Annotated in this window: 27 protein-coding genes; 15 read left to right on the plus strand and 12 right to left on the minus strand. The window is 68.8% G+C overall.

What is annotated here, in order from left to right; genetic code table 11:
- Positions 1-119 precede the first annotated feature (119 nt).
- Positions 120-617 (plus strand): DUF664 domain-containing protein, encoded by a 498-nt coding sequence (locus AB0B33_RS29270; RefSeq protein WP_360777492.1) that lies wholly within the window; start codon positions 120-122, stop codon positions 615-617.
- On the opposite strand, the gene AB0B33_RS29275 is transcribed toward AB0B33_RS29270, so the two are convergent.
- Both AB0B33_RS29275 and dacB read right to left on the minus strand, forming a co-directional pair.
- Positions 614-994 (minus strand): integrase core domain-containing protein, encoded by a 381-nt coding sequence (locus tag AB0B33_RS29275; RefSeq protein ID WP_360777494.1) that lies wholly within the window; start codon positions 992-994, stop codon positions 614-616. The genes AB0B33_RS29270 and AB0B33_RS29275 overlap by 4 nt on opposite strands.
- A 138-nt stretch (positions 995-1132) precedes the next feature.
- The gene (gene dacB, locus AB0B33_RS29280; RefSeq protein ID WP_360777496.1) at positions 1133-3424 is read right to left on the minus strand and encodes a D-alanyl-D-alanine carboxypeptidase/D-alanyl-D-alanine-endopeptidase; all 2292 of its coding nucleotides are present in this window, start codon (positions 3422-3424) and stop codon (positions 1133-1135) included.
- 176 nt (positions 3425-3600) lie between these two features.
- Between dacB and AB0B33_RS29285 the strand changes: the two genes are divergently transcribed.
- Positions 3601-4119, plus strand: a complete 519-nt coding sequence (locus AB0B33_RS29285) for an inorganic diphosphatase (protein WP_247017417.1) — start codon at positions 3601-3603, stop codon at positions 4117-4119.
- A gap of 55 nt (positions 4120-4174) precedes the next feature.
- Here AB0B33_RS29285 and AB0B33_RS29290 read toward each other — a convergent pair whose 3' ends face one another.
- Complete coding sequence (locus AB0B33_RS29290; protein WP_360777498.1) at positions 4175-5833, minus strand: MDR family MFS transporter; 1659 nt, start codon at positions 5831-5833, stop codon at positions 4175-4177.
- Between the two features lie 86 nt (positions 5834-5919).
- Positions 5920-6837 carry an Lrp/AsnC family transcriptional regulator gene (locus tag AB0B33_RS29295; protein WP_360777500.1) on the minus strand — a complete coding sequence of 306 codons (918 nt, stop codon included), beginning with the start codon at positions 6835-6837 and terminating at the stop codon, positions 5920-5922.
- Positions 6838-6919: 82 nt separating this feature from the next.
- Here AB0B33_RS29295 and AB0B33_RS29300 point away from each other — a divergent pair, with 82 nt between their 5' ends.
- Positions 6920-7681: an inositol monophosphatase gene (locus tag AB0B33_RS29300; RefSeq protein WP_360777502.1), complete on the plus strand. Its 762-nt coding sequence runs from the start codon at positions 6920-6922 to the stop codon at positions 7679-7681.
- On the opposite strand, the gene glyA is transcribed toward AB0B33_RS29300, so the two are convergent.
- The 6 genes from glyA to AB0B33_RS29330 form a co-directional block, all read right to left on the minus strand.
- Positions 7669-8937: a serine hydroxymethyltransferase gene (gene glyA / locus AB0B33_RS29305; RefSeq protein WP_360777504.1), complete on the minus strand. Its 1269-nt coding sequence runs from the start codon at positions 8935-8937 to the stop codon at positions 7669-7671. The genes AB0B33_RS29300 and glyA overlap by 13 nt on opposite strands.
- Before the next feature lie 213 nt (positions 8938-9150).
- On the minus strand, positions 9151-9444 hold the full coding sequence (locus tag AB0B33_RS29310) for a hypothetical protein (protein ID WP_360777506.1): 294 nt from the start codon (positions 9442-9444) through the stop codon (positions 9151-9153).
- A gap of 1 nt (position 9445) precedes the next feature.
- The gene (locus AB0B33_RS29315) at positions 9446-9868 is read right to left on the minus strand and encodes a 50S ribosomal protein L11 (RefSeq protein WP_360777508.1); all 423 of its coding nucleotides are present in this window, start codon (positions 9866-9868) and stop codon (positions 9446-9448) included.
- A gap of 39 nt (positions 9869-9907) precedes the next feature.
- Positions 9908-10429, minus strand: coding sequence for a gamma carbonic anhydrase family protein (locus tag AB0B33_RS29320; RefSeq protein WP_247017393.1), 522 nt, complete (start codon positions 10427-10429; stop codon positions 9908-9910).
- Between the two features lie 85 nt (positions 10430-10514).
- Positions 10515-11720 (minus strand): M14 family metallopeptidase, encoded by a 1206-nt coding sequence (locus AB0B33_RS29325; protein WP_360777736.1) that lies wholly within the window; start codon positions 11718-11720, stop codon positions 10515-10517.
- Between the two features lie 103 nt (positions 11721-11823).
- Complete coding sequence (locus tag AB0B33_RS29330; protein ID WP_360777511.1) at positions 11824-12414, minus strand: TetR family transcriptional regulator; 591 nt, start codon at positions 12412-12414, stop codon at positions 11824-11826.
- 122 nt (positions 12415-12536) lie between these two features.
- Here AB0B33_RS29330 and AB0B33_RS29335 point away from each other — a divergent pair, with 122 nt between their 5' ends.
- The 5 genes from AB0B33_RS29335 to AB0B33_RS29355 all read left to right on the plus strand — a co-directional run bounded on the left by AB0B33_RS29335 (position 12537) and on the right by AB0B33_RS29355 (position 18320).
- The gene (locus tag AB0B33_RS29335; protein ID WP_247017389.1) at positions 12537-12992 is read left to right on the plus strand and encodes a GreA/GreB family elongation factor; all 456 of its coding nucleotides are present in this window, start codon (positions 12537-12539) and stop codon (positions 12990-12992) included.
- 755 nt (positions 12993-13747) lie between these two features.
- Positions 13748-14929, plus strand: coding sequence for a hypothetical protein (locus AB0B33_RS29340; RefSeq protein ID WP_360777513.1), 1182 nt, complete (start codon positions 13748-13750; stop codon positions 14927-14929).
- On the plus strand, positions 14926-16050 hold the full coding sequence (locus AB0B33_RS29345; RefSeq protein ID WP_360777515.1) for a DNA cytosine methyltransferase: 1125 nt from the start codon (positions 14926-14928) through the stop codon (positions 16048-16050). Before AB0B33_RS29340 ends, AB0B33_RS29345 begins: the two co-directional genes overlap by 4 nt.
- Positions 16051-16052: 2 nt before the next feature.
- Positions 16053-16544 (plus strand): very short patch repair endonuclease, encoded by a 492-nt coding sequence (locus AB0B33_RS29350; protein WP_360777517.1) that lies wholly within the window; start codon positions 16053-16055, stop codon positions 16542-16544.
- A gap of 21 nt (positions 16545-16565) precedes the next feature.
- Positions 16566-18320, plus strand: a complete 1755-nt coding sequence (locus tag AB0B33_RS29355) for a hypothetical protein (RefSeq protein WP_360777519.1) — start codon at positions 16566-16568, stop codon at positions 18318-18320.
- Between the two features lie 67 nt (positions 18321-18387).
- On the opposite strand, the gene AB0B33_RS29360 is transcribed toward AB0B33_RS29355, so the two are convergent.
- Both AB0B33_RS29360 and AB0B33_RS29365 read right to left on the minus strand, forming a co-directional pair.
- The gene (locus AB0B33_RS29360; protein WP_360777521.1) at positions 18388-19320 is read right to left on the minus strand and encodes an NAD(P)-dependent oxidoreductase; all 933 of its coding nucleotides are present in this window, start codon (positions 19318-19320) and stop codon (positions 18388-18390) included.
- The gene (locus AB0B33_RS29365) at positions 19320-20177 is read right to left on the minus strand and encodes a GntR family transcriptional regulator (protein WP_360777523.1); all 858 of its coding nucleotides are present in this window, start codon (positions 20175-20177) and stop codon (positions 19320-19322) included. The genes AB0B33_RS29360 and AB0B33_RS29365 overlap by 1 nt, the downstream gene beginning before the upstream one ends.
- A 215-nt stretch (positions 20178-20392) precedes the next feature.
- Between AB0B33_RS29365 and AB0B33_RS29370 the strand changes: the two genes are divergently transcribed.
- The 7 genes from AB0B33_RS29370 (at position 20393) to AB0B33_RS29400 (ending at position 25192) form a co-directional block, all read left to right on the plus strand.
- The gene (locus tag AB0B33_RS29370; RefSeq protein ID WP_328612885.1) at positions 20393-20572 is read left to right on the plus strand and encodes a hypothetical protein; all 180 of its coding nucleotides are present in this window, start codon (positions 20393-20395) and stop codon (positions 20570-20572) included.
- 40 nt (positions 20573-20612) lie between these two features.
- Positions 20613-20894: a hypothetical protein gene (locus AB0B33_RS29375; RefSeq protein WP_360777525.1), complete on the plus strand. Its 282-nt coding sequence runs from the start codon at positions 20613-20615 to the stop codon at positions 20892-20894.
- Positions 20895-21004: 110 nt separating this feature from the next.
- On the plus strand, positions 21005-21265 hold the full coding sequence (locus AB0B33_RS29380) for a hypothetical protein (RefSeq protein ID WP_360777527.1): 261 nt from the start codon (positions 21005-21007) through the stop codon (positions 21263-21265).
- An 85-nt stretch (positions 21266-21350) separates the two neighbouring features.
- On the plus strand, positions 21351-21596 hold the full coding sequence (locus tag AB0B33_RS29385) for a hypothetical protein (RefSeq protein ID WP_360777529.1): 246 nt from the start codon (positions 21351-21353) through the stop codon (positions 21594-21596).
- On the plus strand, positions 21593-21889 hold the full coding sequence (locus AB0B33_RS29390; RefSeq protein ID WP_360777531.1) for a hypothetical protein: 297 nt from the start codon (positions 21593-21595) through the stop codon (positions 21887-21889). The genes AB0B33_RS29385 and AB0B33_RS29390 overlap by 4 nt, the downstream gene beginning before the upstream one ends.
- Entirely contained in the window at positions 21886-22989 is a 1104-nt protein-coding gene (locus AB0B33_RS29395) for a hypothetical protein (RefSeq protein ID WP_360777533.1), read from the plus strand. Before AB0B33_RS29390 ends, AB0B33_RS29395 begins: the two co-directional genes overlap by 4 nt.
- A 13-nt stretch (positions 22990-23002) precedes the next feature.
- A complete protein-coding gene (locus AB0B33_RS29400; RefSeq protein ID WP_360777535.1) occupies positions 23003-25192 on the plus strand; it encodes a zonular occludens toxin domain-containing protein in 2190 nt (729 codons plus the stop codon).
- Positions 25193-25203: the final 11 nt, after the last annotated feature.

The following is a 25203-nucleotide window of genomic DNA, read 5'->3' on the forward strand; positions in this document are numbered from 1 at the left end:
GGCCGGGTCTCGGTTTCCTGACTCACCCTTCCGACGCTACCTGGCCCGGGCCGGTTTCCGGCCACGATCTACGCACGCTTCGCACACGGAGAGGTACGCGGTGCGGCAAGCTGGCGTCCGTGATCGACGACGACGCCAAGGCGTACCTGCACGACGAGCTGCGCTGGATCCGCGAAGCGCTGCTCGCGAAGCTCGACGGACTCGGCGAACACGACGTCCGCCGCCCGCTGACCGCGACCGGGACCAACCTGCTCGGCCTGGTCAAGCACCTGTCGACCTGGGAAGCCCGCTACTTCGGCGAGGTCTTCGGCCGGCCGTTCCCCGAGCCGCTGCCCGAGCGCGGCACCGACCTGTGGGCGACCGAGGACGAGACCCGCGCGGAGATCGCCGGCCGCTACCGGCGGGTGTGGGCGCACACCGACGTGACCCTCTTCAAGGTCCTCGTCACCTTCCTGACCGAGATCAACCGGCACGCCGGGCACGCCGACATCCTGCGCGAGCAGCTCGACGGCACGACCGGGCTCGACGCGGAAGCCATGGCGCGGGAACCCGACGCCGTCGCCCGGGAGGCGCGCCGGGCCGAGATCGAACGGGTTGCCGAGGCGGCCCGGCGCTAGGCGCACTGCCCTGTGAGGTTGTTGACTCGGGTGATGGGTGGCTTTCCGCCGAGTGAGGTGTGGGCTCGGTGGTGGTTGTAGCGGTGCGGGAACTCGGCTAGTGCTTCGGCGCGGTGGTGTGAGCTGGTGAAGGGTTGGGCGTAGGCCCATTCTTCGGCGAGGGTGCGGTTGAAGCGTTCGGCTTTTCCGTTGGTTTGAGGTCGGTAGCGGCGGGTGAAGCGGGCTCGGGCGCCGAGGTCGGCGAGGGCGGTGGTGGCGCGGCGGCGAATCCCTTTGTGGCCGGTCGCGCGGGAGATTCCCAGCTCAGCGGCGACGTGGGCAACCGGGCGTCCAGCGGCGACACGGTCGATCAGCAGCCTGCGTCCGTGCAGGGTCAACCGGGCATCAACGGTGGGACACGAAGGCCTCCGTTGTGATCGGTGATGGCGTCAGACACCAGCACCACACACGGAGGTCTTCGCTCTGATCAACCCGACGCGCCGCTCAACCGTCAACAACGTCCATGGTCACTACAGCTAGGCGCACCCGCACTTGCGGAGGCTGGTGGCCAGCACGTCGATGGCGTCCCGGCCGGGATCGGTGTCCGAGCCGTTGGACATGAACGCGAACACGAGCACCCGGCCGTCCTGGTCGAGCACCAGCCCGGCCAGGGTGTTCACCCCGGTCAGCGTGCCCGTCTTCGCCCGCACCCAACCGCGGCCCGCCTGCGACGCCGGGGTGTCGAACCGCTTGTCGGCGAGGGTGCCGGAGCCGCCCGCCACCGGCAGGCCCGCCAGCACCGGGCGCAGCTTGCCGGTGCCCGGGTTCTTGCCCTCCGGTGCCGCCGCGGCCGCCAGGAGCTGGGTCAGCAGCCGCGCCGGGATGCGGTTGAGCGACGAGATGCCGCTGCCGTCGGAGAGGTCGACGCCCGAGACGTCGAACCCGTGGTCCTTCAGCACCTTGATGGTCGCCTTCGCACCGCCCGCGTAGCTCGCTTCCTCGCCGTTCGCCAGCGCCACCTGACGGGCGATGGCCTCGGCGAGGACGTCGTCGGAGAGCACCATCAGGTCGGACACCAGCTCGGTCAGCGGGGCCGACTTGACCTCGCCGAGCACCTTCGCGTCCTTCGGCGCGGTCGCCTGGCCGGCGGCCGACGCACCCAGCTTCGACGCGATCGACGAGGCCAGCGCGCTGCCCGCGTTCGCCGTGCGCTGCGAGTTGTTGTCCTTGGGGCTGATCCGGCCGCCGTCGGCCATCACGGGGGCCATCTGCGTCGCGTACGTCGACGGCGCGTCGCCCGCTTCCCAGCCCGGCGCAGTCGTCGCGCCCTTGAACAGGGTCAGGTCGACCTGCACCTTCTTGACGCCGGGCGCGGCCTTCTTGACCTGCGCGACGAGGTCGTCGACGTGCGCGCCGGCCGGGTACAGCGGCGAGTCCGTGCCGAGCGGCAGGTTGGTGATCGTCGTGTCGCCGCCGCCGACCAGGATGACCGTGCCCGGGTCGGCGCCCTGGACGATCTTGGTCGACAACCGCAGGTTGTGGTCCAGCGAGAGCAGCGCGGCCGCCGACGTGAGCACCTTCGTCGTCGACGCGGGCGTCACCGGCGTCGAGGAGCTGCGGTCCCACAGCACGGTGCCGCTCACCGGGTCGATCACGCTGCCGGTGAGCTGGCCGAGCGCGCCGTTGCCGGCCGCCGAGGCCAGCACGGACTTGACGCCGTTGGCGGTTGGCGCCGTGCCGGCGGTGTTGGGCCCCTGCAGCTGGCGCGTGGCGGCGACCGGGTCCGGGCTGTCGCCCTTCGGCGCGTTGGGCGCCCACGGCAGGCCCAGCCGGTTCGACACCTTCGGCATCGCCGCGGCGACCCCGCCCCCGGCCAGCACCAGCAGGACGACCACGACGAGCGCGATCAGCTTGCCCTTCTTCCGCTTCTTCGGCGGCTCCTCTGAGGGCGGCGCTTCGGCGGCGGGCGGCGGCTCGGACGGCGGCCGCTGCTCGGGCCGCGGCGGCTCGTTCCGCGGCTGGGGCTGCTGCTGGAAGGCGGCGGGGAACTGGGTGGGCCGCTCGATCCCGACGGTCGCCTCGGCGTCGAACCGCTGCCCGTCCGGCTCGATCCGCTGGGGCCGGGCGAGGGAGCCGGCGGACGCCGACGGCACGACCCCGCGCGGCGGCTCCGGCGGCAGGCTGGGCCGGCGCTCACCCGGTTCGGCCGGGCGGTCGCCGCCGCGGTTCTCCCGCAGCTCGATGCGCTGGGCCCAGGGCTGCTGGGGCTCTTCCGGGCGCTGCGGCTCGTCACGGCGCTGATCGTCCGCGCGCTTCAGCTGCTCTTCGCGGCGCTGCTGCTCGTCGCGCCACAGCTGCAGTTCCTCACGCCACTGCTGCTGCTGCGGTTCCTCGCGGCGTTCCGGCTGGTCGGCGGGCCAGACGTCGCGCTCGACCGGCACGACCGGCGTCCGCTCGGACTGCTTCACCTCGATGAACTGGGTGCTCTCGGCGACCGGCGGCTCGGCCTGGATGTACTCGGTGCCCGCCTCGGCCGGCCGCTTCGGCTCGCGGCTGCCGAGCCGGTCGGCCAGGTCCTGCTTGGCCGGGGGCGGCGGGGGCGGCGGCTCCTCGGCCGGCGCGTTGAGGCCGGGGACCGGCTCGGGCGCGACGTTCGGCGCGAACCAGGACCCCTTCGGGGCTTCGCTGCTTGTGACCTTCGGCACGCCGGACTCCCCCGGCGCGCCCGGCGGCGGGTCGGGCAGCGACATCGGGGTGGTCTTCCGCGCGCCCGACGACGAGCGGTCTTCGTCCGACGAAGGCCACATCGGCTGGTCGTTTTCCGGCACCCACCACTCCTTCTCACCTGCCCCGGAAGGGGCCAAGGTCACATGCCGCGTGGCCGACATCGATGCGGACCCGCGGCAGGCCGTAGTCCACACTAGGAGACGTCAAGACAGTCATGAAGGTTGCCGCCCGCGAGCCGCGGGCACGCCCGGATCTATAAAGAAGCAGCGAGGACGCCGTGGAGTTCGACGTCACGATCGAAATCCCCAAAGGGGAGCGCAACAAGTACGAGGTCGACCACAAGACCGGCCGCATCAAGCTGGACCGGACCCTGTTCACGGCCACGCAGTACCCGGCCGACTACGGCTTCATCGACGACACCCTCGGCCAGGACGGCGACCCCCTGGACGTGATGGTGCTCGTGCAGGAGCCCACCTTCCCGGGCTGCCTGATCCGCTGCCGCGCGATCGGCATGTTCCGGATGACCGACGAGAAGGGCCCGGACGACAAGGTCATCGCCGTTCCGTCGAACGACCCGCGCCTCGAGCACCTGCGCGACATCCACCACATGAACGAGTTCCACCGCCTGGAGATCCAGCACTTCTTCGAGGTCTACAAGGACCTCGAGCCCGGCAAGAGCGTCGAAGGCTCGTCCTGGGTCGGCCGCACCGAGGCCGAGGCGGAGATCGCCCGGTCGTACGAGCGCGAGACCGACCGGCTGGCCAAGGAGAAGGCCAACGGCGGCGCCGACCACTGACGGCACGCGGAAGAGGCCCCTCGGATTCCGAGGGGCCTCTTCGTGTTCCAGCGGGTCAGTGCGCCAGTGCCAGGGCCGGGGCGGCCTCCGCCTCGGCGTCCGCGCGCTGCTCCATCGCCGACTTGTCCGAGAGCGGCTTCTCCTTCAGGAACCACACCAGGGCGAACCCGACGGTCAGCACGATCCCGCCGACCAGGAACACCGTGCTCATCGACTCGGCGAAGCCCTGCAGGATCGGCCGGGCCAGCGTCGGGTCGAGCGAGGACAGGAACGACGTGTCGTTGACGTCCAGCCCGCCGCTCTTCAGCTGCTGCGCGAACGCGGGGTTCTGGGCCAGTGCCGACACGTAGGCCGGGCTCGTCATCGCCGAGCGGATGGCGTTCGCGATCCGGTCGCCGACCGTGCCGAACAGGATCGACAGGAACACCGCGGTGCCCGCCGTGCCGCCGATCTGCCGGAAGAACGTCGCCGCCGAGGTGGCGACACCGATGTCCTGCGGGCGGACGTCGTTGGTCGCGGCCAGCACCAGCGTCTGCATCGAGGCGCCGAGGCCGAGGCCGATCACGAAGGCGATCACCATGACCAGCGCCAGCGAGCTGTCGACGGTGATCGTCGAGAGCGCGAACAGCGCCGCCGCCATCAGGCCGATCCCGGCCACGGCGAACATCTTGTAGCGCCCGGTCTTGGCGATCAGGCGGCCGCTGGTCAGGCTGGCGACCATGATGCCGAGCGTCAGCGGCAGCATCTGCAGGCCGGCCTGGGTCGGCGTCGCGCCCTTGACGATCTGTAGGTAGAGCGGCAGCGACATCATCGCGCCGAACATCCCGGCGCCCTGCACGACGGTGACCAGCGTGGCCATCCGGAACACCGGCCGCTTGAACAGCCGCAGCGGCAGCAGGGCGGCGTCGCCCATCCGGCGTTCGATCCAGACGAACGCGGCCACGCCCAGGCCGCCGACGACGTACATGGCGATCGAGGCGGCGGAACCCCAGCCCCACTCGCGGCCCTGCTCGGCGACGATCAGCAGCGGCACCAGCCCGGTGGCCAGCGTGACGGCACCCCAATAGTCGACCTTCTGGTCCACGCGGGTGTGCGGGAGGTTCAGCACCTTGGTGACGACGACGAGCGCGGCCAGCGCGATCGGGACGTTGACGAGGAAGACCCAGCGCCAGCCGGTGATGCCCGCGAAGGTGTCGATGCCGGCGAAGAACCCGCCGACGACCGGCCCGGCGACGCTCGAGATGCCGAAGACGGCCATGAAGTAGCCCTGGTACTTGCTGCGCTCACGCGGCGCGGTGATGTCGGTGATGATCGCGAGCGCGAGCGACATCAGACCACCGGCGCCCAGCCCTTGGAAGGCGCGGAACGCGGCGAGCTCGTACATCGACGTGGCCATGCCGCTGGCCAGCGAGCCGATCAGGAACAGCGAGATCGCCGTCAGGTACATGGGCTTGCGGCCGTAGAGGTCGGACAGCTTGCCGTACAGCGGCGTGGAGAGCGTGGCGGTGATCAGGTAGGCGGTGGTGGCCCAGGCCTGCAGGGACAGGCCGTGCAGCTCGTCGGCGATGGTCCGCATCGAGCTCGAGACGATGGTCTGGTCGAGTGCGGCCAGGAACATGCCGAGCATCAGGCCGGACAGGACGGTGAGGATCTGGCGGTGGCTCAGTTTGCCGTTCGTAGCGGCTGCTCCTTCCGCCGTGGAGGTGTCGCTCATGGTGGTCTCCCTCGATTCGCGTAGTTGCTTGTACCGCTCAACTACTTGTCTCGACCAAGTATTCCCCGGAAGCTTGTATGGTGCAATCAACTTTTTTGTGAGCCCGGTCTCCCGGCTCGCTTGACGGCCCTCGCGACGACGGTGACCTCGGCGGAGGGGACGTCGAGGCCGGTCACGAAGGTGTAGAGGTCGCCGAGGTCCCGGCACCAGACGGCGGCCATCAGGTTGGTGACGCCCGTCGTGGCGAGGGTGCCGTGGACCATCGGGTGCCGCCCCAGCGCCCGTCCCACCTCGTCGAGCCGCCCCGGCGGGACGGTCATCCAGACGTTGGCGTCGACTCCCAGACCGAGCGCTGCGACGTCGACGTTCGCGTAGGTCCGGATCCGCCCGGCCGCGGCCAGCCGGTCGATCCGCCGCCGGACGGTCGACTCCGGCGCCTCCGCGTCCAGTTCGCCGGGCCCGAGCCGCGCGTCGACGGCCAGCCGGTCCAGCAGCCGGCGGTCGAGGTCGTCCAGGGTCACGTCTTCGCCGGGCGGAGGCGGGGTGAGCGCGGCGACTTCGGCGTCGGTGAGCAGGCCGGTGCGCCACTGCGTCGCGTCGGAGAAGACGTGCAGGACCGAGTGCGCGCGCAGCTCGGTGACGGCCGAGGTCGACGGCAGTGCGTCGTGCACGAGCCGGCCGTCGAGCCCGCCGAGCGCGACGGCGCTGATCTCCTCACCGCCCGCGAGGATGTCCACGAAGAGGACGTCGTCGCGGGCGGCGAGGGCGTCGGCGATCACCGGCGTCCGGCCGCGGAGGACCCTGACCCGCAGGAGCAGTGCACCGCGCAGGCCGTGCGCGGGATCGGGGACGCAGACGACCTTCAGCCGCCCGTCGGCTCGGAGCCGGGCGATGGCACGGGCGACCGTGCGCGGCGAGAGGCCGAGCACTTCGGCGATCCGGCCGGGCCCGGAGCGGCCGTCGAGCTGAAGAGCGGAGACGACCCGCTGTTCGATTTCGTTCATCAGCTGCACCATGCAGTCCAGTTTCGCTCATCGCGGCGCGCTGGAGTACCTCGAACAGCCGGCCTGGCTCGATCCTGGGCGCATGCGGAAATCAGTGATCGACATCGTGGAAACCCTGGCGACCGGCGTGCGGCGGCCGGCGCACCCGCCGACCTCGCTCGACGAGCTCGCCACCACCTTCTCGGCCGTCGACGGTCCCCTGGCCGTGAGCCTGCGCGCGGCGCTCGCGGAGCTCCGGCCGGCCGCGGGCTGGGTCGGCGAGTTCGAAGACGTGCCCGACGGTGAGGTCTGGGTGGTCGACGCGCTCGACGGCGCCGTCCAACTGCTGCAGGGCCTGCCGCAGTACTGCCTCACCGTGACGTTGCTGCGGGACGGCGAACCGGAGCTGGCCGTGTTGCACGCGCCGCGGCTCGGCGAGACCTATTCGGCAGAGCGCGGCGCGGGCGCGTGGCGCAACGGCGTGCCGATCTCGCCTTCACGCAAGACATCCCTGGACGCGGTCGTCGCGGCCACCAGCCAGCCGCCGTTCGTCGCCGGACAGCCGGGCGTCGCCGAAGCCGCCGGGCGGTCGCTGACCGCCGTGCTCACCGAGGTCGCCGCCGTGCGGAACCTCGGGCCGACGTCGTGGCAGGTCGCCGATGTCGCCGCGGGACGGCTGGACCTGTTCTGGCAGTACGGCCGTGACGCGACCAACCTCGCCGGCGCGGCACTGGTCGCGCGCGAGGCCGGTGCGGTGGTCACCACCGCCGACGGCGCCCCGTGGACGCCGTCGGCCGGCAGCTTCCTCGCCGCCGCGCCCGGCCTGCACGCGGCGGCGGCGAAAATCCTGCGTCAGGCGGAGTAGCCCGGGATCGGGAACGGCGCCAGGAACTCGCGGATCTCCGCCGCGATCGCGTCGAGAGTGGATTCGTTGGCCGCGGCCGCCGCGGTGATCGTGCGGTCGATCCAGTCCGCCACCTGGGCCTGGTGCTCCGGCCGCAGGCCGCGGGTGGTGATCGCGGACGTGCCGAGCCGGATGCCGGACGGGTCGAACGGCTTGCGGGGGTCGAACGGGACCGTGTTGTAGTTCAGCTCGATGCCCGCGCGGTCCAGCGCCTTCGCCGCCGGCTTGCCCGCGACCGCCTTGTTCGTCAGGTCGATCAGCAGCAGGTGGTTGTCCGTGCCGCCGGAAACCAGGTCGTAGCCCTTCGCCAGCAAGGCGTCCGCCAGCGCGCGGGAGTTCGCGACGATCGTGTGCGCGTACTCGCTGAACGACGGCTGCTGCGCCTCGCCGAGCGCGACCGCGATGGCCGCCGTCGTGTGGTCGTGCGGGCCGCCCTGCAGGCCGGGGAACACCGCCTTGTCGACGGCTTTCGCGTGCTCGGCGTCGGACAGGATCATCGCGCCGCGCGGTCCGCGCAGGGTCTTGTGCGTGGTCGTCGTGATGACCTGCGCGTGCCCGACCGGCGACGGGTGCGCGCCGCCCGCGACGAGGCCGGCGATGTGCGCGATGTCGGCGACGAGCACCGCACCGACCTCCGCGGCGATCTCCGCGAACGCCGGGAAGTCGATCGTGCGCGGGATCGCTGTGCCACCGCAGAAGATCAGCTTCGGCCGGTGCTCGCGGGCCAGGTCGCGGACCTGGTCGAGGTCGACGCGGCCGGTCTCCTTGGTGACGCCGTAGCGCACCGGGGTGAACCACTTGCCGGTCGCGGACACGCCCCAGCCGTGGGTGAGGTGGCCGCCGTCGGGCAGCCCCATGCCCAGCACGGTGTCGCCGGGCTCGGCGAAGGCGAGGTAGACCGCGAGGTTCGCCGGCGAGCCGGAGTACGGCTGGACGTTCGCGTGGTCGGCGCCGAACACGGCCTTCGCGCGGTCGATGGCGAGTTGCTCGACCTGGTCGATGAACTGCTGGCCCTCGTAGTACCGCTTGCCCGCGTAGCCCTCGGAGTACTTGTTGGTGAGCACGCTGCCGGTCGCCTCGAGGACGGCCTGCGAGACGTAGTTCTCCGAGGCGATCAGGCGGATCTTGTCGTGCTGGCGCTTCGCTTCGTCCTCGACCAGCCCGGCGATCTGCGGGTCGGCGGCGGTGAGCGCGTTCAGTTTCGGCTGGTGGGTCATGGCGTGCTCCGGCTCTGGAGTGGCCTTCACCCAGGCGCGCGGTGCGGGCCTCGTCGTCGCTTCCCGGTGGTGCTCCACCTCGATGGCGCCAGTCGCTGCTGCGGGGAAGAGCCTAGTCCACCCAGCCAGTGCCCCGGCGGTGCTCGGCGCACCACTTGCGGGTGCAGCCCGACGTCCGGTCGCAGAACGGCCGCGCGCAGGTGGCACAGCGCTTCAGCCGCCGACGGCGACGAGTTCGGCCAGCCCGGCCGCGCCCGCGGCCAGCTCGCCGGTGCCCGCGTACGGCGTCACGTAACCGATCCGCCACGCCGTCCCGGTCGCGACGAGCCGCGGCCGCGCACCCGCCTCCGCCAGGACGGCGTTGAGGCGGCGGGCGGCCGCGGATTCGTCGGGCAGCCGCGCGACGATCGCGCTCAGCTGCGGATTTCCCTGACGCAGCAACCGTTCCGCGACCCCGAGCTCGGGGTCCAGCGCGCGGAACGGCGGCACCACCGCGTGCTTGCGCACGTCAGTCCACGACCACGACGCCCATGGAGCGCGCCGTGCCCGCGATCGTGCGCATCGCCGCTTCGACGTCGGAGGGGTTCAGGTCCGGCAGCTTGCGCTCGGCGATCCCGCGCAGCTGGTCGGTCGTGAGCTTGCCGGCGACCTCGTGCCCCGGCCGCGCGGAACCCTTGTCCCCCAACGCCTTCTTGATGAGGAACGACGTCGGCGGCGTCTTGAGCCGCAGCGCGAACGAGCGGTCCTCGAACACCGAGACGACGACCGGCACGACGTCGCCGCGCTGGGCCGCCGTCGAAGCGTCGTACGCCTTCTTGATCTCGACGAGGTTGACCCCGGTCTGCCCCAGCATCTTGCCGAGGTCGACGACCGGGGCGTTGCCCGCGGTGAGCTCGAGGGTGACCTGGTGGGTGAGTTTCTTCGGAGCCATGCCCCGAAGCTAGGGTCTCCAGTTACTGGAGGGTCAACTTCAATCGATCGGCTTGGTCCCGGCGCGGTGCCGGCGGGCCAGCTCCTGGTAGATCGCCGCGTTGTGCTCGACCCACATGCGCGCGGAGTCGGTCAGCGGCACGAACTTCTTCGCCGGGCTGCCCATCGCGATGACCTCGTCCGGCACTTCCGTCGCCGGCGTGACGGTGGCCCCGGCCGCGACCAGCGCCCGCGCGCCGATCTTCGCCTTGTCGAGCACCGTCGAGCCGTTGCCGATCAGCGCCTGCTCCCCGATCGTGCAGTCGTGCACGAGGCACTGGTGGCCCACGGTGACGTTCTTGCCGACCTCGCAGACGCCGTCGTTGACGTGGATCACCGAGTTGTCCTGGATGTTGGCGCCCTCCCGGATGACGATCCGGCCGAAGTCGGCCCGGATCACCGCGCCGAACCAGATCGAGGCGTCCTTCTCGACGACGACGTCGCCGATCAGGGTGGCGGTGGGGGCGATCCAGGCGTCCGGGTGGACCTGCGGGCTGAGCCCTTCGAACGAGAACAGAGGCATGCCCGCACCCTAAACCGCGAGGGCCTCCTTCCCCGGTCCACGGGGAAGGAGGCCATTCGCGCGCCGCGTACCTGGCCGCTGGGGGTCAGCCGGTGATCGCGGCGTTGATGATGATGTCCACGGCCTGGTCGTTGCGGGTCGTCTGCGGCACGATCTGGGTGTCGCGCGGGTAGAAGCCCGGGCTGCTGCCCTTCGGGTACATCTCGAAGGTGAAGCTCCAGATCTTGTGCTGCGCCCACATCCAGTCGTTGACACTGCCGTCGGTGATGTAGAGGTCACTGGACTGCTGCGGCGTGTAGCCGTTGGTCGCGGCCATCTGCCTGCCGAGCGACTGGAACTTCTGCGCCTCGGCCGCGGTCAGGCCCGGCGCGGTGTCGGCGTAGGTGTAGCCGAACGGCCAGAGCACCAGCTCGGAGTAGGTGTGGAAGTCGATGTGCGTCTTGATCTGCTGGACGCCGCCGACCACTCGCGAGTTCACCCAGTTCGACAGCGATCGGGTCTCGGGCGCGGAGAACGCCGCCGTGCCGCGGTAGGTCTCGCTGGACGTCGAGCCCGACGAGCCGCCGCAGCAGCCCCACTTGTAACCCCAGTTGCGGTTGGTGTCGGTGCCGGGACCCTGGCGGTTCTTGCGCCAGCTGTGGAACGTGCCGCCGGAGATGTCGTACTCGGAGCCGTCCGGGTTGACGCTCGGGACCACCCAGATCTCGGCGCCGTCGACGAGCCGCTTGATCGCGGGATCGGTGGCGTACCCGCTGGTCAGCCGCTGCACGATGCGCAGGCACATCTCGGTCGTGAGGTGCTCGCGCGCGTGCTGGTTGCAGGTGAAGAGGACCTCGGGCTCGTTCTCGTCGGTGCCGGCGTTGTCGCTGATCTTGAGCGCCGACAGCGCGCGGCCTTCGTACGACGTGCCGACGCTGCTCAGCTTCGCGAGCGACGGGTAGTTCGCGACGGCCTTCTGCAGCTCCGTCTGCGTTTCGGCGTAGGTGTGGTAGCCGGTGTAGCCGGCCGGGAAGTCCTCGACGGTCGCGGTGCCCTGCGGGCGGTTCACCTTGCCGACCGCCTTGACGCCGAAGCCGAGCGCGCGCAGCCGGGCGACCTCGCCGGGGTTGGCGATGATCGTCGTCGTCGCGCCTTCGACGTCGAGGATGTCGGCGCCGGTCCGCGCGACCTCGGTGCGCTGCTGGGCGGTGCCGGTGCCGCTGACCTCGTAAACCTGCGGTCCGTCGGGCTGGGCGGCACCGGCCTGGCCGCCGACGGTGAGCACCAAGAGGACGGCCGCGGCCGCTGCCATGCACGTTCGTGTGCGCATCACGTCTCCTGCTCTCGGGGGTTCCTCGACCTTGGCCGGAGCCGGACGTACCGCACAATCCGTACCTCTACGGATCTATTGGGTGTTACTGGCCGTAGTTCGCGAAGCAGAGCGCCTCGATGTCGGCACGCAGCGTGGCGAACGGCCGAGGGCGCACCCGCTGCTGGACGACGGTGCCCAGCAGGTACGACAGCAGCGCCCGGGCGCGGGCCCGAGGGTCGTCGACGTCGAGCGGCGCGAGGAGCTCGGCGAGCAGTTCCGTGAGCGACGTGAGCATGACGTCGATGGCCTGCGGGTGCTGCGCGCGCCCGGCGGCGATCCAGTACTCGAACCACAGGAAGGCGGCGTTCGGGTTGGCGGCGAAGACGCGCAGGTACTCCTCGAGGACGGCGAAGAGCCGCCGGCGGGGTTCGTCGTGCTTCGCGGCCACCTCGCGCAGCCCCGCCGCGAAGGCGGTGATGTGGGCGGCCATCGCGCGGTCGATGAGGACGTCGATGTCGGCGAAGTAGTAGTGGATCGCGCTCTTGGTGAGCGGTCCGGCGTCGGCGATGGCCCGCACGGTGCACCCGGCGAGGCCGTCGCGGGCGAGGACCACGCGCGCGGCTTCGACGATCTGCTCCTGCTTGGCCAGCTGGTTGGGAGAGAGCCGGTCGCTGCGACCGGGGACTGCGCTCACGGTGATTCTCGTTACCTTCTTACTGGACGGCAGCCCCGAATCCTAGGGCAGACGTCCCGCGGATGACCTTCGGGTGAAAAACCGGATTGGCCACCCCGGTCCGCGCAGCGGACAATGCGCGCATGGTGATCTCAGGGGACAAGGGGCTCAGCCCGGCTGCGCGCAGCCAGCTGGAGAAGGAAATCGCGAACTTGCGCGCACAGCGGGAGGCCCTCGCGCCGCAACCCGGCGAGCAGGAGCGCACCGGCGACGCGGCGGACCAGGCGGACGTGATCGACCGCGCCGAAGCGGCCGCCCGGCTCGACCGCCAGATCGCCGACCTGGCCGCGAAGATGGAACACGGCGGCTACGGCAACTCCCAGCTCCCGGACGGCACAACGGTGACCCTCCGCTTCTCGGACGGCGACGAAGAGACGTTCCAGGTGGTGACGGTCCCCGGCGAGGACGCCGACGCGATCACCTCCGACAGCCCCCTGGGCCTGGCCCTGGTAGGCGCCAAAGCGGGCGACGAGATCACCTACCGAACCCCCCGCGGCGACGCCAAGGCAACGGTCGTGAAGGTGGTAGCCCCGAAGTAGCTCACGCTTCCCGAAGGCCCCCGGCTCATGGCTGGGGGCCTTCGCCATCTCCAACTTGACCCGTAAGAGTGGTTCCCCCGAACAAAGTTTCGCGCACCCTCCGGCGCCGGACTCGGCAACGCAACCACGACGGGGGCCGGGGCAGAGCCCCGGACGGGGCGTGGGGCGAAGCCCCACAAGACACGCGAGGCCAAGAAAAAGGCCCCTGCCCTCAAGGGGCAGAGGCCTTCCACTTGGACGAGCCGCCTAGGGGAATCGAACCCCTGACCTATTCATTACGAGCGGAATTCGTCACTTGTTGACCTTGGTCGCAGGGCTCTGACCTGCAGCACATCGTCTACGAACGTCCGCACACGTCCGCGCATAGCCACCCCGATTGTCACCCACTTAGCCACCCACCTCAGACCAAAGAGGCTGGAACATCACTAGGCGGAGTACGCCTCCACTTACCGGTGTTTCAGCCTCTTTTCGCTGCTCAGCGACTAGAGAGACATAGTAGTAGAGTGTTAACCCTTGCCTCCCAACGCTGTCACTCAACTGTCACAGCTTAAACCGCAGGTCAGACGAGGTTAAGTGACAGAGCGACAGGTGTGACACCTCGAACACCTACCACCTGTCACACTCGGCCGACGGTCACCACAGGGCGGCGGCACACACCTCGGAGCCACAGGGCGGATCGCCGAGCCCAATCGGGCGCAGGGCTCAGTTGGAGCCCCCGGGCAAGCAAGACGCCGAACACACGCAAGGATGGAAGGGTGCCGGAATACGTAGCTGATCGCGCTTACGCACGGGTGTATAACACGCCCACCCGGACAGAGCTTCACAGGTTCCTCACCGAAGCTGTCGACAGGTCACGCGCTCGGCTGCTGTACGCGAGCGACCCGAAGCGCAGCCCTGTCTACTTGGGGATCCAGACTCCAGCCGACGAACGCGTCGGCGTGCTCGTGTACCCGTTTACGGCGAACCACCGGTTGATCAAGAATCGGCCAGCTGACGAGCACCGGATGCAGATTCGCTACGGCGGTGAAGCGTCCTGGAAGGACGACCACCCGCTCGGCCGGGACATCGCCGGCATCGACACGACACTTGTCGTCGGCATCCACCTCGAGGCAGGCCTGCTGATCGGCCTGGACCCGTCGTTGTACGACCCGCTGCCCATGGGCATCTCGATCGAGTTCAAGGAAGCAAACGTCGCAGCGGCGGACACGAGCGGGTGGCATGTTTTCGAGCGCGACAACATCACCGGTCGAAAGCGTGCGAACCCGCGCGCGGCGAGCGGCCTCGAGACCGTGGTCATGTTCAAGCCGGACCGTCTTCTCGACTACGTCAGGCTCGAACGCACGGCGGCCGACTTCGCGCTCGACCCCGCCCTTCGCTTCGTCGCCGCGAACGAAGCCGCCACACCCAGAGCAGACTCTGACCATACCTTCACGTCAACCCATGACCTGGAAACTCAGTTCGAGATGACCAGTTCCGAGATCTTGACGATGATCAGCAAGGCCAACCGGCTCAGCACAGCCGTCAAGGGTGGCGTCGCTGAGTTCCACCTCGGCAAGCAGCTCACTTCTGACACCACCTCGATCGCGAAAGTCGTACCGCTTGACAAGGACGGCTTGCACGACTTCGACGTCACGATGGCCACGGGCGAGCACGTCCGGGTCGAGTGCAAGAACGCGTCTCCAAAGAAGTACGCCAACGGTGACATCAAGGTCGAAGTCCAGAAGACGCGAGCCACGCAGAACGACCCCGCAGGCCGGCTCTATCGCATCGACCAGTTCGATGTCGTGGCGGCCTGTTTGAAGGGCCCGACCGGGAGCTGGAGGTTCCGCTACCGTCGAACTTCACTCCTCACCGAGGACCAACGGCATCCGGGTAGGATCGCCCCACTTCAGCGGGTGACCGACGACTGGGCGACCACTCTAAAGGGGGCGCTGTGAGCAAGAACATCAGCGTGGCATCCCCAGACTGTCGGGGGGTCGTGGCATCGTCTCGAGATGTGGCTCCAGAACGTGGTGTAGCGGTCTCTCTGTTCTCCGGCGCTGGCGGCCTCGATCTAGGCGCTGAGCAAGCTGGCTATCGGGTACATGCTGCCGTCGAGTACAACAACGACGCTGCAGACACGATGGAGAAGAACTTCCCGGACCTCAGGTCCCCGGTCATACGGCAAAACATCCTCGAGGTGTCCTCCGCTCAGATACGTGAGGCCGCTGGCCTGGGCCAGAAGGAGCAACCTGAGCTTCTCATCGGTGGCCCTCCGTGCACCCCGTTCAGCAAGTCGAGCTTCTGGCTCGACTGGAAACGCGAAGGCCTCGATCCGAACGCCTCGCTGCTGCAGGAGTACACGCGGGTTCTGCGGGACCTGAGGCCGCAGTACTTCGTCCTCGAGAACGTGTATGCCCTCACGTACAACAACCGGCAAAGCAGGCCACACTTCGAGCGTCTGCTCCGCGAGATCGACGAGTACGGATACGACTGCAACTGGGAGGTCCTGAACGCAGCAAACTTCGGCGTACCTCAGGCTCGCCCCAGGCTAGTGATCGTCGGAGCCCCGAAGGGCTCTCGGACGCCAGCTTTACCTAAACCAACCCATGGCGGCCGGTGGGAGCGCCAGGACGTCGGCAAGTCCGACTCCCCTCACGTCACGGCTGGCGAGGCACTCGACGGGCTTCATACCGTGCCTGAACCGGCGGACGCGGTTGCTGGCCAGTACGGGCACCTACTACCGGACATCCCTCCGGGTGGCAACTATCTGCACTACACGGCCGAACGCGGGCACCCAGACCCACTGTTCAAGTGGCGAAGCCGTTACTGGTCGTTTCTGCTCAAGCTCGACCCGGCGAAACCCGCTCCGACCATCCAGGCCCAGCCTGGGCCCTACGTGGGTCCTTTCCACTGGGAGAACCGGAGACTTCGTGTTGCCGAGCTGAAGCGGCTCTTCACTTTCCCTGACAACTTTGAACTTGTGGGCTCGCGAAACTCGATTCAAGCGCAGCTGGGCAACTCGGTGCCACCGCTCCTTGCCAAGACGGTGATCGCAGCGTTGACCGAAGAGGGCTGACCTTGGGCGCTGGCTGGATTCCGACGCGCGAAGGGCGGCACCTCCGTGGACGGAAGAAGGTCGACACCGAGCCAGAGGTCCTGCTTCGCCGCGCTTTGCACGCGGCGGGCGCTCGGTTCAGACTTCACCGACGGATCGCGCAGGGTTGTACTCCTGACATCGTCCTACCCCGGCACAGGATCGCTGTCTTCGTCGACGGCGACTACTGGCACTCTTGCCCGGTCCATGGCAGGAAGACACCGTTTACAGGGCCGAACGCTGAGCTGTGGGAACAGAAGATGCGTCGAAACCGGGAGCGAGACGCACGGTCAACCTCGCTGGCGCGGGAGCAGGGTTGGACCGTGGTTCGCGTGTGGGAATGCGCAGTTCGCGCTGATCCAGACGGTGCAGCACGAGCGGTTCTCGATGGGAACCCACCTGGTCCTGCAGCTGCCACGTGCAGAAATGGTGTATCCACTCGCAACAAGATGGCCGCCAGATGTCACACACCGTAGCGCATAGTCGACAATGGTGGCGTGGACGAGACGCAGCCTTCACCCCTGCTGACCGACTTGACCGAACTCGAGCAACAGGTCATTAGCGCCGCCCGGCGCGGGGAGTGGGCCAAACCCTCCACCCCGATGGCGGTAGAGGGGCTAACCGTGACCGCTGACCCCGGCCTACGGGTACGAGCCGAACTGCTCCGCGATCTGCTCCGCGGCCTGCACGGCGACCTCGACCCCCGCGGAATCAGAGTGGAGGGCGTGCGGATCGTTGGAAAGCTCGACCTCGATCACATCACCGCTGTCACAGGCTTGAGCTTGCGGCAATGTGCGCTCCTGGACGGCATCTTTTGTCGTGATGCGGACCTTCACTACCTACAGCTGGACTACTGTCTGCTCACCCACCTTCACGCCGACGGCCTCCACACCAACGCGACCCTGAATATGCGGGGCGCCACCATCGTCGGCGCCAACGAAGACGGCGCAATCCGACTGCCCGGCGCCCACATCCGCGGCCAACTTGGCCTCGATCGAGCCACCGTCATCAACGCCGCCGGCCCCGCACTGCACGCCGACGGTCTCCGCGCCGACACCAACCTGTTCATGCGGGACGCCACCATCAGGGGCGTGGGAGAACTCGGCGCGATCCGACTGCTCGGCGCCCACGTCGGCGGCTCGCTCGAACTCGATCAAGGCACCAACATCACCAACTCCACCGGCCCCGCACTGGTCGCCGAACGCATGCGCGCCGATATGGGCCTTCTCATGCGGGACGCCACCATCAGCGGCGCCGGAGAACTCGGCGCGATCCGACTGCTCGGCGCACACATCGGCAACTCGCTCGAACTCGATCGAGCCACTGTCACGAACGCGACCGGCCCTGCATTACACGCCGAACGCCTCCGCGCCGACACCAACCTGTTCATGCGGGACGCCACCATCAGCGGCGCCGGAAAACTCGGCGCGATCCGACTGCTCGGCGCACACATCGGTGGCCAGGCTCTACTATCCGTGTCCAGAGTGGACAACAGCTCAGGCCCGCTTCTAGTGCTGCATGAGATGCAGATCGCGGGGTTGTTGCTTTTCCCGCCAGCGGTGGTGTGCGCCGCCGGTCGGCAGGAAGTGAGCCGCCATCGTTGCCCCGACAGCGACCGCACCATCACAGCCCACGGACTTACCTACACCAGCCTGCAGGAGATTTCGTGGCGTCAATGGCTGCACCTGCTGGTCCACCACACCATCGTCTACCGGCCCCAACCCTTCCAACAACTCGCCGCGACCGAGCGCGCCGCTGGCCACGACAACAACGCCCGTGAAGTGCTAATCGCTCAACAACACGACCTCCGCCGCCGCGCTCCTCGCGCTCTGGGCAACAGGCTCGCGCTCGGGCGGCACGCGTTGTGGGGGTGGCTCGGTCGCTACGGCTACCGCGCCCACCGCCTCGTTCTCGCCCTCGCCGTTGTTCTCGCCTTCGCCGCCGGACTGAGCCTGGTCGCCGGGCACGTCACAACCCGCCCCGGCCATCAAGCCGCCGAACGCGTTCCACCCGCCACTGCGAAGCCCGACGCCGCCGGCACTCCGTGCTCGCCGGTCGAACTCATCGGCCTTGGTATCGACCGTGGGCTCCCTCTCGGCGCGACTGGTCTGCGCGCCCGCTGCGACCTCGACACCGCCACCCGATGGGGCCAAATGTTCACAGTGATCCTTTGGGTGCTTCAAGCCCTGCTCTGGGGCCTGGCCACCCTCGCCATCGCCGCCTACACCGGACTCGTCCGCAAACCCGCCTGACAACCGCCGCCACAGGGCCGTCGACGGCAGGATGGGCAAGCCGAGACCGGACAACGGTTCAGCCGTACTACACAGCGTTGGACGGCCGCTCCCCCCTCAGAAACGCGACGATCTGCTGCGCGGCAACCTCATAGCAGAGGCGGTTGGTCCCCGGCACGGTACGGGCGGAGTGAGGACTGATCACGACACCCCGCTGCGCCCACAGTGGATGATCGCCGGGTAGAGGTTCCGGGTCGGTTACGTCGAGCGCCGCGCGCAAACGGCCAGACGCCAGCTCGACGAGCAGCGCGTCCGTATCGACGATTTGGCCACGGCCGGCGTTGACCAGGATGGCGTTGTCGTCCATCAGCTTAAGGAACCTTGAACCGACTAGCCCTCGCGTCCTCTCGGTCAAGGGAGCCGTGATCACCACGATAGCGTGACCCGACACAATTTCAGGCAACGCGGCCGCCCCGAAGACGCCATCCCGAGCACGCGAGGCGACAAGCGTGGAGTCCACTCCAAACACTTCGAGCCTTCGCGCGACCTCACCTCCGATTGCGCCGGCACCGACAATGAGCGCTTTCTTACCTGCCAAAGTATCCGCCTCGAACTGACGGTGCGCCCACACGCCTTTATCTTGAAAGCGAACCAGTGTGGGCCATTGACGAAACTGCGTCAGCACCGCAGATAAGACCCATTCAGCGACAGGTCCGGCGTGTGCGCCCCGTGCAGTCGCCAAAGTAACCCAGGCAGGCACATCCGCCGACCATTCGTCAGCGCCTGCGGATAGGAGTTGCACCATCTGAAGAGACCCTAGTTGCGCGAGTAACCGGATGGGCCGATGGCTGCTGCGGTACGGCGGCAAAAGAACAGTGGCGTCCGCTTGGCTCGACGTCAGCTCCGCGACATTCGGGTCGTACGGCACAACCTCGACACCCTCAAGGTCGCCAAGGATGCCACGGCCAACGACGTCGTCCGCCTCGTCGCTAACGAGAATCTTCAGCGCCGCAGCAGCCATTACTTCCCTTTGCTGTTCGACGTGAGCTGATCGATGAGCTGACGCGCCTGCTCAGCCATGACTCCCCCGGAAACCGAGTTGTCAATCACGACGTGAGGAACCGGAGGGCGGAAGTCGACATCTACGCCCTCCATGTACGTCTCCCAATCGGCAAGTTTCGTGGCGTCGCGCGGTGCGTTGCGATGGCGCACGTACGTGTGCATCGTATCCGCATCACAGTAGACCCAGACGATCGTCAACTGGGCACCAAGGTTGCGACACAGCAACTCTCGCTGTCGAATCCAACCCTCATCGGCGAACTCGCGAACAAACGGCGCAGTAACGATCGAATTGTTCCCGCATTGCAGGTTCTCGGTCATTGCCTCAAGCAGTGAGTCATACTCGGCCGGCCTGATCTTAGTTAGGTACGTCTCGGACTCGCGGTCATTCCTCGACAGGCCCTGCATCTCAAGCGCCGCTTCAACCACGAACCGAGTCAGGGTGTCCTTGTCGAGCATTGGCCAACCGGTCTCGCGCGCCAGAACGCGCCCCAACTCCGTCTTCCCGCTGCCGGCATAGCCGCCGATCATGACCACCTGCGGAGCTACCGGACGAACCTCCCCGCGAACCTCCTGATCCGGCGCGTTGACCGTGCGGGCAGCCCTCGGCTTGCTCACCACTAGCCCCTTCTTGGCGAGCAGGTCCATCGCTTCATTGATCGTGAAGACGCTCACGTCCCACTCTTGCGCCAACTCACGGGACGAGGGCAACCGCTGACCGTGCCGAAGCCGGCCCGCTTCGATGTCGTTCTCAACGTTCCGGGCGATCTGTTGCGCGAGCGGCTCAGACCTGGACACAGGCGACCTCGGGCGTGACATGCCTACTCCTCGCCGGGCTGTTGCCCATCGGTTCAACTGAACGGTCACCGTATCAGAACCTATCAGTTGGCCGCCATGTTTCCGCAGGTCATGACCCACTTTTGTCCAATCTCACGCCTAACAGTTGACCTGCTAACCATTCAACTGTTAGCTTCTTGGTGGTCCGGATCACTCCGGCCGAACCGCAAGGTTCACCACCGCACAAGGAGGCAGCGATGGCGCGGAAGCAACAGGGACTCCCGGTCCTGAAGACCGGTTCTGGCGTCGGTCGGAAGCTCATCGGCCTGGTCGTGGTGGCCGCGGCGCTGATGTTCGTCGTGTCCTCGCCGCTGGAGGCGGCCGGCCACGTCCGCCACGTCGTGCACAGCCTGACCACGTTCTTCAGCTCGCTCTGACACCTCACCGACCAGCACGTTCCTTCGAGAGGACTCCGCAATGGACACCAACGTCAACCGCCGCCGCATCGACGCCGCCGTCTCGGCCACTGACGAGTTCGCCGGCGAAGCCGTCTACCCGGACGGGCTGACTGAAGCCGACATCGACGCGCTGTTGCAGGACGTCTACGCCGAGCTGACCGCCGACGAGCACGCCGCAGAACGGGCGGTCCGGCACGACTTCAACGACCAGCGTCGGGTGAGCCGGGCGCAGCGCCGCGCGGCCCGTAAGGCGCTGTGGGCGCTGCCGGCGACTTGGACGTTCGACGGCGAGGCCGCGTGATGTCTGCCCGTCTGCTGATCAGCCCCGACGCGGCGGCCCACTCCGCCAAGAACGCGCCAACCGCGCCGGGTTCCACCGCCCAGTCACGAAACCGCACGGAGGAACACCAGATGGTAGACACCACCACCCCGGCCCGCGAGGTCGCTTTCACCTACACCCCGGCCGAGCTGAACCGCCTGATCTCCCGCGAGCTCTCCGGCCGCCTGCACGAGCTCGGCATGTCGCTGATGTCCAACGCCGCGTTCCTGCTGGCCAACGACACCGTGCCGGCCGCGGCCAAGCGGGATCGCGCCCGCGTCTACCTCGACGTCTCCGCGCAGCTGCGGCTGCTGGCCCTGGCCGAGCTGGACGGCATCGGAGGTATCCGATGAGCGACTCCGGCGCCTGGCACGACGCCGTACAGGCCGGTCAGGAAGCAGTCGAGAAGGCGCGGCGCGAGGCAAAGGAGAGGTTCCGGTGAACACGTTCGAGGTGTTGCAGGAACGCGGAACCCTCGCGCTGCTCCGGTTCGCTGGCACCGTGTGCCTGTTCCTGGTCCTGCACCTGATGCGCATCCCGCTGGTGATCGCCGAACGCGTGCTGGCCGGCGTGCTGGTCCGGCTCGACCAGGCCGCCACCCGACAGGCATCCCAGCCGCCGCGCCGGCGCGTCAACCAGTTCTTCCCCGCAGGTTTCCCGACCGGGCAGGAGGTGCCCCGATGAACGTCCCCACCGAGAAGCGGACCCGCCTGGAGCAGGCCATGGAGTGGGCGGTGTGGCACTTCGGCGAGCTGGCCGGCGTGCTCGGGCCGCTGGTCCTGGCCGTGGTGTTCACCCCGTGGTTCGCCCTGGTGTCCGCGCTGGTCGCGGCCGGGTGGGCGGTGCACGAGGTGCGCGACCACCGCGAGCAGGCCCGGCTGCGCGCCGGCACCGCGGAGCGCAAGCAGCTGCCGGCGACACCGGCCGCCACCGACGACGAGACGACCGACCACCAGAGCCGGGAGGTGACCCGATGAGCACGTGGGCAGAAGAGCGCCGCGCCAACCACGCGGCCACCGCGGAGCAGCGCCGCCAGGACGCGGCCGCCGCGACCGATCGGAAGCTGCGCGAGCAGTCCGCCCGCGCCGAGCTGCGGCGCGCCGACGCCGCAGCCGCGGTGAAGCTGGCCGACAAGCAGCGCGAGGCCCGCCGGGCTCGCCGGGCCGCCGCGCTGGCCCGCGTCGCGGGGTGGCTGTCGGCGAACCGGGTGCGGCTGCCGATCTACCTGCTTGCCCTGGTGTCCGCGGGCATGGCCGTGCCGGCGATGGCCGGCTACGGACTCGCGACCTACGGGGACGCGACCGGCGCGGCGCTGCCGGCGCTGTCGGAGCTGGGCATGTGGGCGTTCGCCCTTGCGGTGGAGGTCACCCGGCACCGGCACCCGGAGCGGCCGGTGTGGGCGTTGCAGGTCGGGACGTGGGTGTTCGCCGGTGTCGGGTTCGGCCTGAACGTCGTGCACGGCCTGGGTCGCGGGTGGGACGCCGCGGTGGTGATGGGCATCGTGTCCGTCGCCGGTGTCATCGCGCATCAGCTCGCCGTAGCCTCGCCGCCGCGGTCGCCGGCGGAGCGGGCCGCCGCCCGGATCGAGCGGCAGACGCTGCGCAAGGTCGCGAAGGTCCGGGCCGCCGCGGTCCGCACCGCGGTGGCGGAGATCGCCGCGGACGGGACGGCACGGCTGGTGTTCACCCCGGGCCGCTACACCCTCGACGGCCGTCAGCTGGCTGCCGTGGTCGACCTCGACGCCCACACCGCAGACGTGCTCGACGACGAGATCGCCGCGTTCTTCGCCGAGCAGAACCAGGCCGGCCGCGCCGACGACGGCCCGATCGCCGATGCCTCGATCCTGACCCTCGATCGCCCGGCAGAGCAGCCGAAATCGACCCGCAAGCCCCGTCCGCCGAGGGCACCGAAGACGCGGTCGATCGAGGACCTGCGCGCCGCGTTCACCGCCGCGATCGACAACCCCGACGTGGCGATCAACCCGAAGTCGGCGGAGTCGATCCGCAAGACGCTGCATTGCGCGCCGAAGTACGCCCGTCAGCTGCGCGACGAGCACGCCAACCCGAACCGCAAGTGAGCCGGAGGACCTGATGAACGAGCACACCGAGCAGAGCCCGGGCGCCGGCGAGCTGGCCACCGTCCACCACCTGCCCATCGCTCCCGAGCAGGACGAGGTGATCGAGGGCGAGATCGTCACCGAGGAGGAGTACGCGCGGCTGACGTCGCAGAAGGCGCGAGCGATCGCCCGGTACCGCGGCTACGGCCACGACGTCGTGACCGTAGCCCGCACCGCGCGCAAGGTGGTCAAGCACGAGCGCACCAAGACCGCGTTCCGCCACGGCGTCGCTTACCCCGCTGCCGGCGTCAAGGTGGTCGTGGCCCGGTGGCGCGACACGCACGGCGCGAACCGCTACGAACGGATGATGCGCGCCGCGGAAGCCGCCGGCGATCAGGAGATGCTGCGCTACTGGCAGGAAGCGGACGTGTCGGAGAAGCAGCGCCGCCACGACCGCACGATGGACTGGCTCCGCGCCCCGGGGCAGTGGATCAAAGCCGCCATCATCGGTTCCGTTGGTGTGACAGGGTTTCTGCTGGTCCTGGGCATCATCCTGGCGATCAACGACGGCGAGGTCGGCGAGATTCTGACGCCCATCACGGCCGTGTTCGACGCGGTGGCGTTCGTGGTGTGGTTCCTGATGACCTACGGGGTGCTGCTGCTGGTCGCCGGCACCGTCGTGGGTGCCGGCTACCTCTACCAGCAGGGCCGCACCCACGGCGACATGCCGACGTGGCTGGCCAAGCCGATCGAGGGCGACACGATGGACGAGCTGCCCGACGAGAACACCATCCTGAACGCGCTGAAGAACCTGAACATCCCGGGGTTCAACCGCGCGGTCAAGGACGGGTGGCGGATCAAGTTCATCACCCCGCCGCACAAAGACGGCAAGGGGTGGCGTGCGCAGGTGGCGCTGCCGCCGGCGTGCCCGGTGGAAGAGATCGTCAAGCGGAAGACCACGTTGGCGCACAACCTGGTCCGCTACCCGCGCGAGGTGTGGCCGACCGAACCGCAACCGTCCGTTCTGGACCTGTGGGTGGCCAAGCCGGGTGCCCTGTCCGGGCCGGTCGACCCGTGGCCGCTGCTCGCGGACCTGGACAACGCGACCGCGGACTACTTCGTCGGGGTTCCGGTCGGGGTGACGCTCAAGGGCGACGTGGTGCGCGGCCGGCTGTTCGAGGCGAACTACGCCCTGGGCGGCATGATGGGGTCGGGCAAGTCCACATTGGCGATCAACCTGGTGTTGGGCGCGATGCTGGACCCGGTGGTGGACATCGACGTCGTGGTCATGGCCGAGAACACCGACTACGACCCGATGAAGCCGCGGCTTCGGACGCTCACGACCGGTGCCGGTGACGACACCGTGGACGCGTGCCTGAACCTGCTCTACGAGCTCTACGACGACCTGTCCGTGCGCGGTAAGGCACTCAAGGAGCACGCCACCGACCGCGCGGTGACCCGGGCACTGGCCGAAAAGGACGGACGGCTCCGCCCGCGCGTCGTGGTCATCGACGAGTGCCAGAACCTGTTCATGGGCAAGGACGGCAAGAAGGCGATCGAGGTCGCGTCCAAGCTGATGAGCACCGCCCGCAAGTACGCCATCACGCTGATCTTCCTCACGCCGGAGCCGTCGAAGGACGCTCTCCCGCGCAAGATCACGTCCGTGGCCAGCAACAAGGCGTGCTTCGCCATCGGTGACCAGATGGCCAACGACGCCGTGCTCGGCACCGGGTCCTACAAGGCCGGCATCTCTGCGGTGGGCCTCACGCCGAAGACGGACGAGGGCCCCGGCGACGTCGGCACCTGCATGGCGCGAGGCTTCACCGCGAAGCCGGGCCTGCTCCGCTCGTTCTACGTCTCGCCGAAGGACGCTCACGCCGTCACCAAGCGCGCCATGGCGCTGCGCGAGCACGCCACGCTGCCCGCAGGCCCGGACGCGCCGGCCCCGGCCGGACCGGTCGACCACCTCGCGAACATCGCGGCCGTGCTCGGCACCGAAGCGCGGATGCGGACGCAGAAGGTGTTGCAGGCTCTGACCGAACGCGACCGCGGCACCTACGACGAGTGGAGCTTCGCCGACCTCGCCGACGCGCTGCCGGAGTCGGCCAAGCCGTACAAGACCGGCGGGCACATGCAGGTCTCCGCCGCCCGCGTCCGCGATGCCATCGCGGAGCGTGACGAAGACGACGACTTCGACGACGACGAAACGCAGGGAGCCGAGTAGGGGAGGCCGCT

The organism is Amycolatopsis sp. NPDC049159 (genome assembly GCF_040648295.1).
GTDB lineage: Bacteria > Actinomycetota > Actinomycetes > Mycobacteriales > Pseudonocardiaceae > Amycolatopsis > Amycolatopsis pretoriensis_A.

What these genes read in the sequence shown, in the direction of transcription:
- AB0B33_RS29335 (WP_247017389.1), top strand. Translation starts at nt 12,537, where the DNA reads ATGGTGATCTCAGGGGACAAGGGGCTCAGCCCGGCTGCGCGCAGCCAG.
- AB0B33_RS29395 (WP_360777533.1), top strand. Translation starts at nt 21,886, where the DNA reads ATGAGCACGTGGGCAGAAGAGCGCCGCGCCAACCACGCGGCCACCGCG.
- AB0B33_RS29295 (WP_360777500.1), bottom strand. Translation starts at nt 6,837, where the DNA reads ATGAACGAAATCGAACAGCGGGTCGTCTCCGCTCTTCAGCTCGACGGC.
- AB0B33_RS29380 (WP_360777527.1), top strand. Translation starts at nt 21,005, where the DNA reads ATGGTAGACACCACCACCCCGGCCCGCGAGGTCGCTTTCACCTACACC.
- AB0B33_RS29400 (WP_360777535.1), top strand. Translation starts at nt 23,003, where the DNA reads ATGAACGAGCACACCGAGCAGAGCCCGGGCGCCGGCGAGCTGGCCACC.
- AB0B33_RS29325 (WP_360777736.1), bottom strand. Translation starts at nt 11,720, where the DNA reads ATGGCAGCGGCCGCGGCCGTCCTCTTGGTGCTCACCGTCGGCGGCCAG.
- AB0B33_RS29315 (WP_360777508.1), bottom strand. Translation starts at nt 9,868, where the DNA reads ATGGCTCCGAAGAAACTCACCCACCAGGTCACCCTCGAGCTCACCGCG.
- AB0B33_RS29360 (WP_360777521.1), bottom strand. Translation starts at nt 19,320, where the DNA reads ATGGCTGCTGCGGCGCTGAAGATTCTCGTTAGCGACGAGGCGGACGAC.
- glyA (WP_360777504.1), bottom strand. Translation starts at nt 8,937, where the DNA reads ATGACCCACCAGCCGAAACTGAACGCGCTCACCGCCGCCGACCCGCAG.
- AB0B33_RS29370 (WP_328612885.1), top strand. Translation starts at nt 20,393, where the DNA reads ATGGCGCGGAAGCAACAGGGACTCCCGGTCCTGAAGACCGGTTCTGGC.
- AB0B33_RS29390 (WP_360777531.1), top strand. Translation starts at nt 21,593, where the DNA reads ATGAACGTCCCCACCGAGAAGCGGACCCGCCTGGAGCAGGCCATGGAG.
- AB0B33_RS29300 (WP_360777502.1), top strand. Translation starts at nt 6,920, where the DNA reads ATGCGGAAATCAGTGATCGACATCGTGGAAACCCTGGCGACCGGCGTG.
- AB0B33_RS29290 (WP_360777498.1), bottom strand. Translation starts at nt 5,833, where the DNA reads ATGAGCGACACCTCCACGGCGGAAGGAGCAGCCGCTACGAACGGCAAA.
- AB0B33_RS29375 (WP_360777525.1), top strand. Translation starts at nt 20,613, where the DNA reads ATGGACACCAACGTCAACCGCCGCCGCATCGACGCCGCCGTCTCGGCC.
- AB0B33_RS29365 (WP_360777523.1), bottom strand. Translation starts at nt 20,177, where the DNA reads ATGTCACGCCCGAGGTCGCCTGTGTCCAGGTCTGAGCCGCTCGCGCAA.
- AB0B33_RS29320 (WP_247017393.1), bottom strand. Translation starts at nt 10,429, where the DNA reads ATGCCTCTGTTCTCGTTCGAAGGGCTCAGCCCGCAGGTCCACCCGGAC.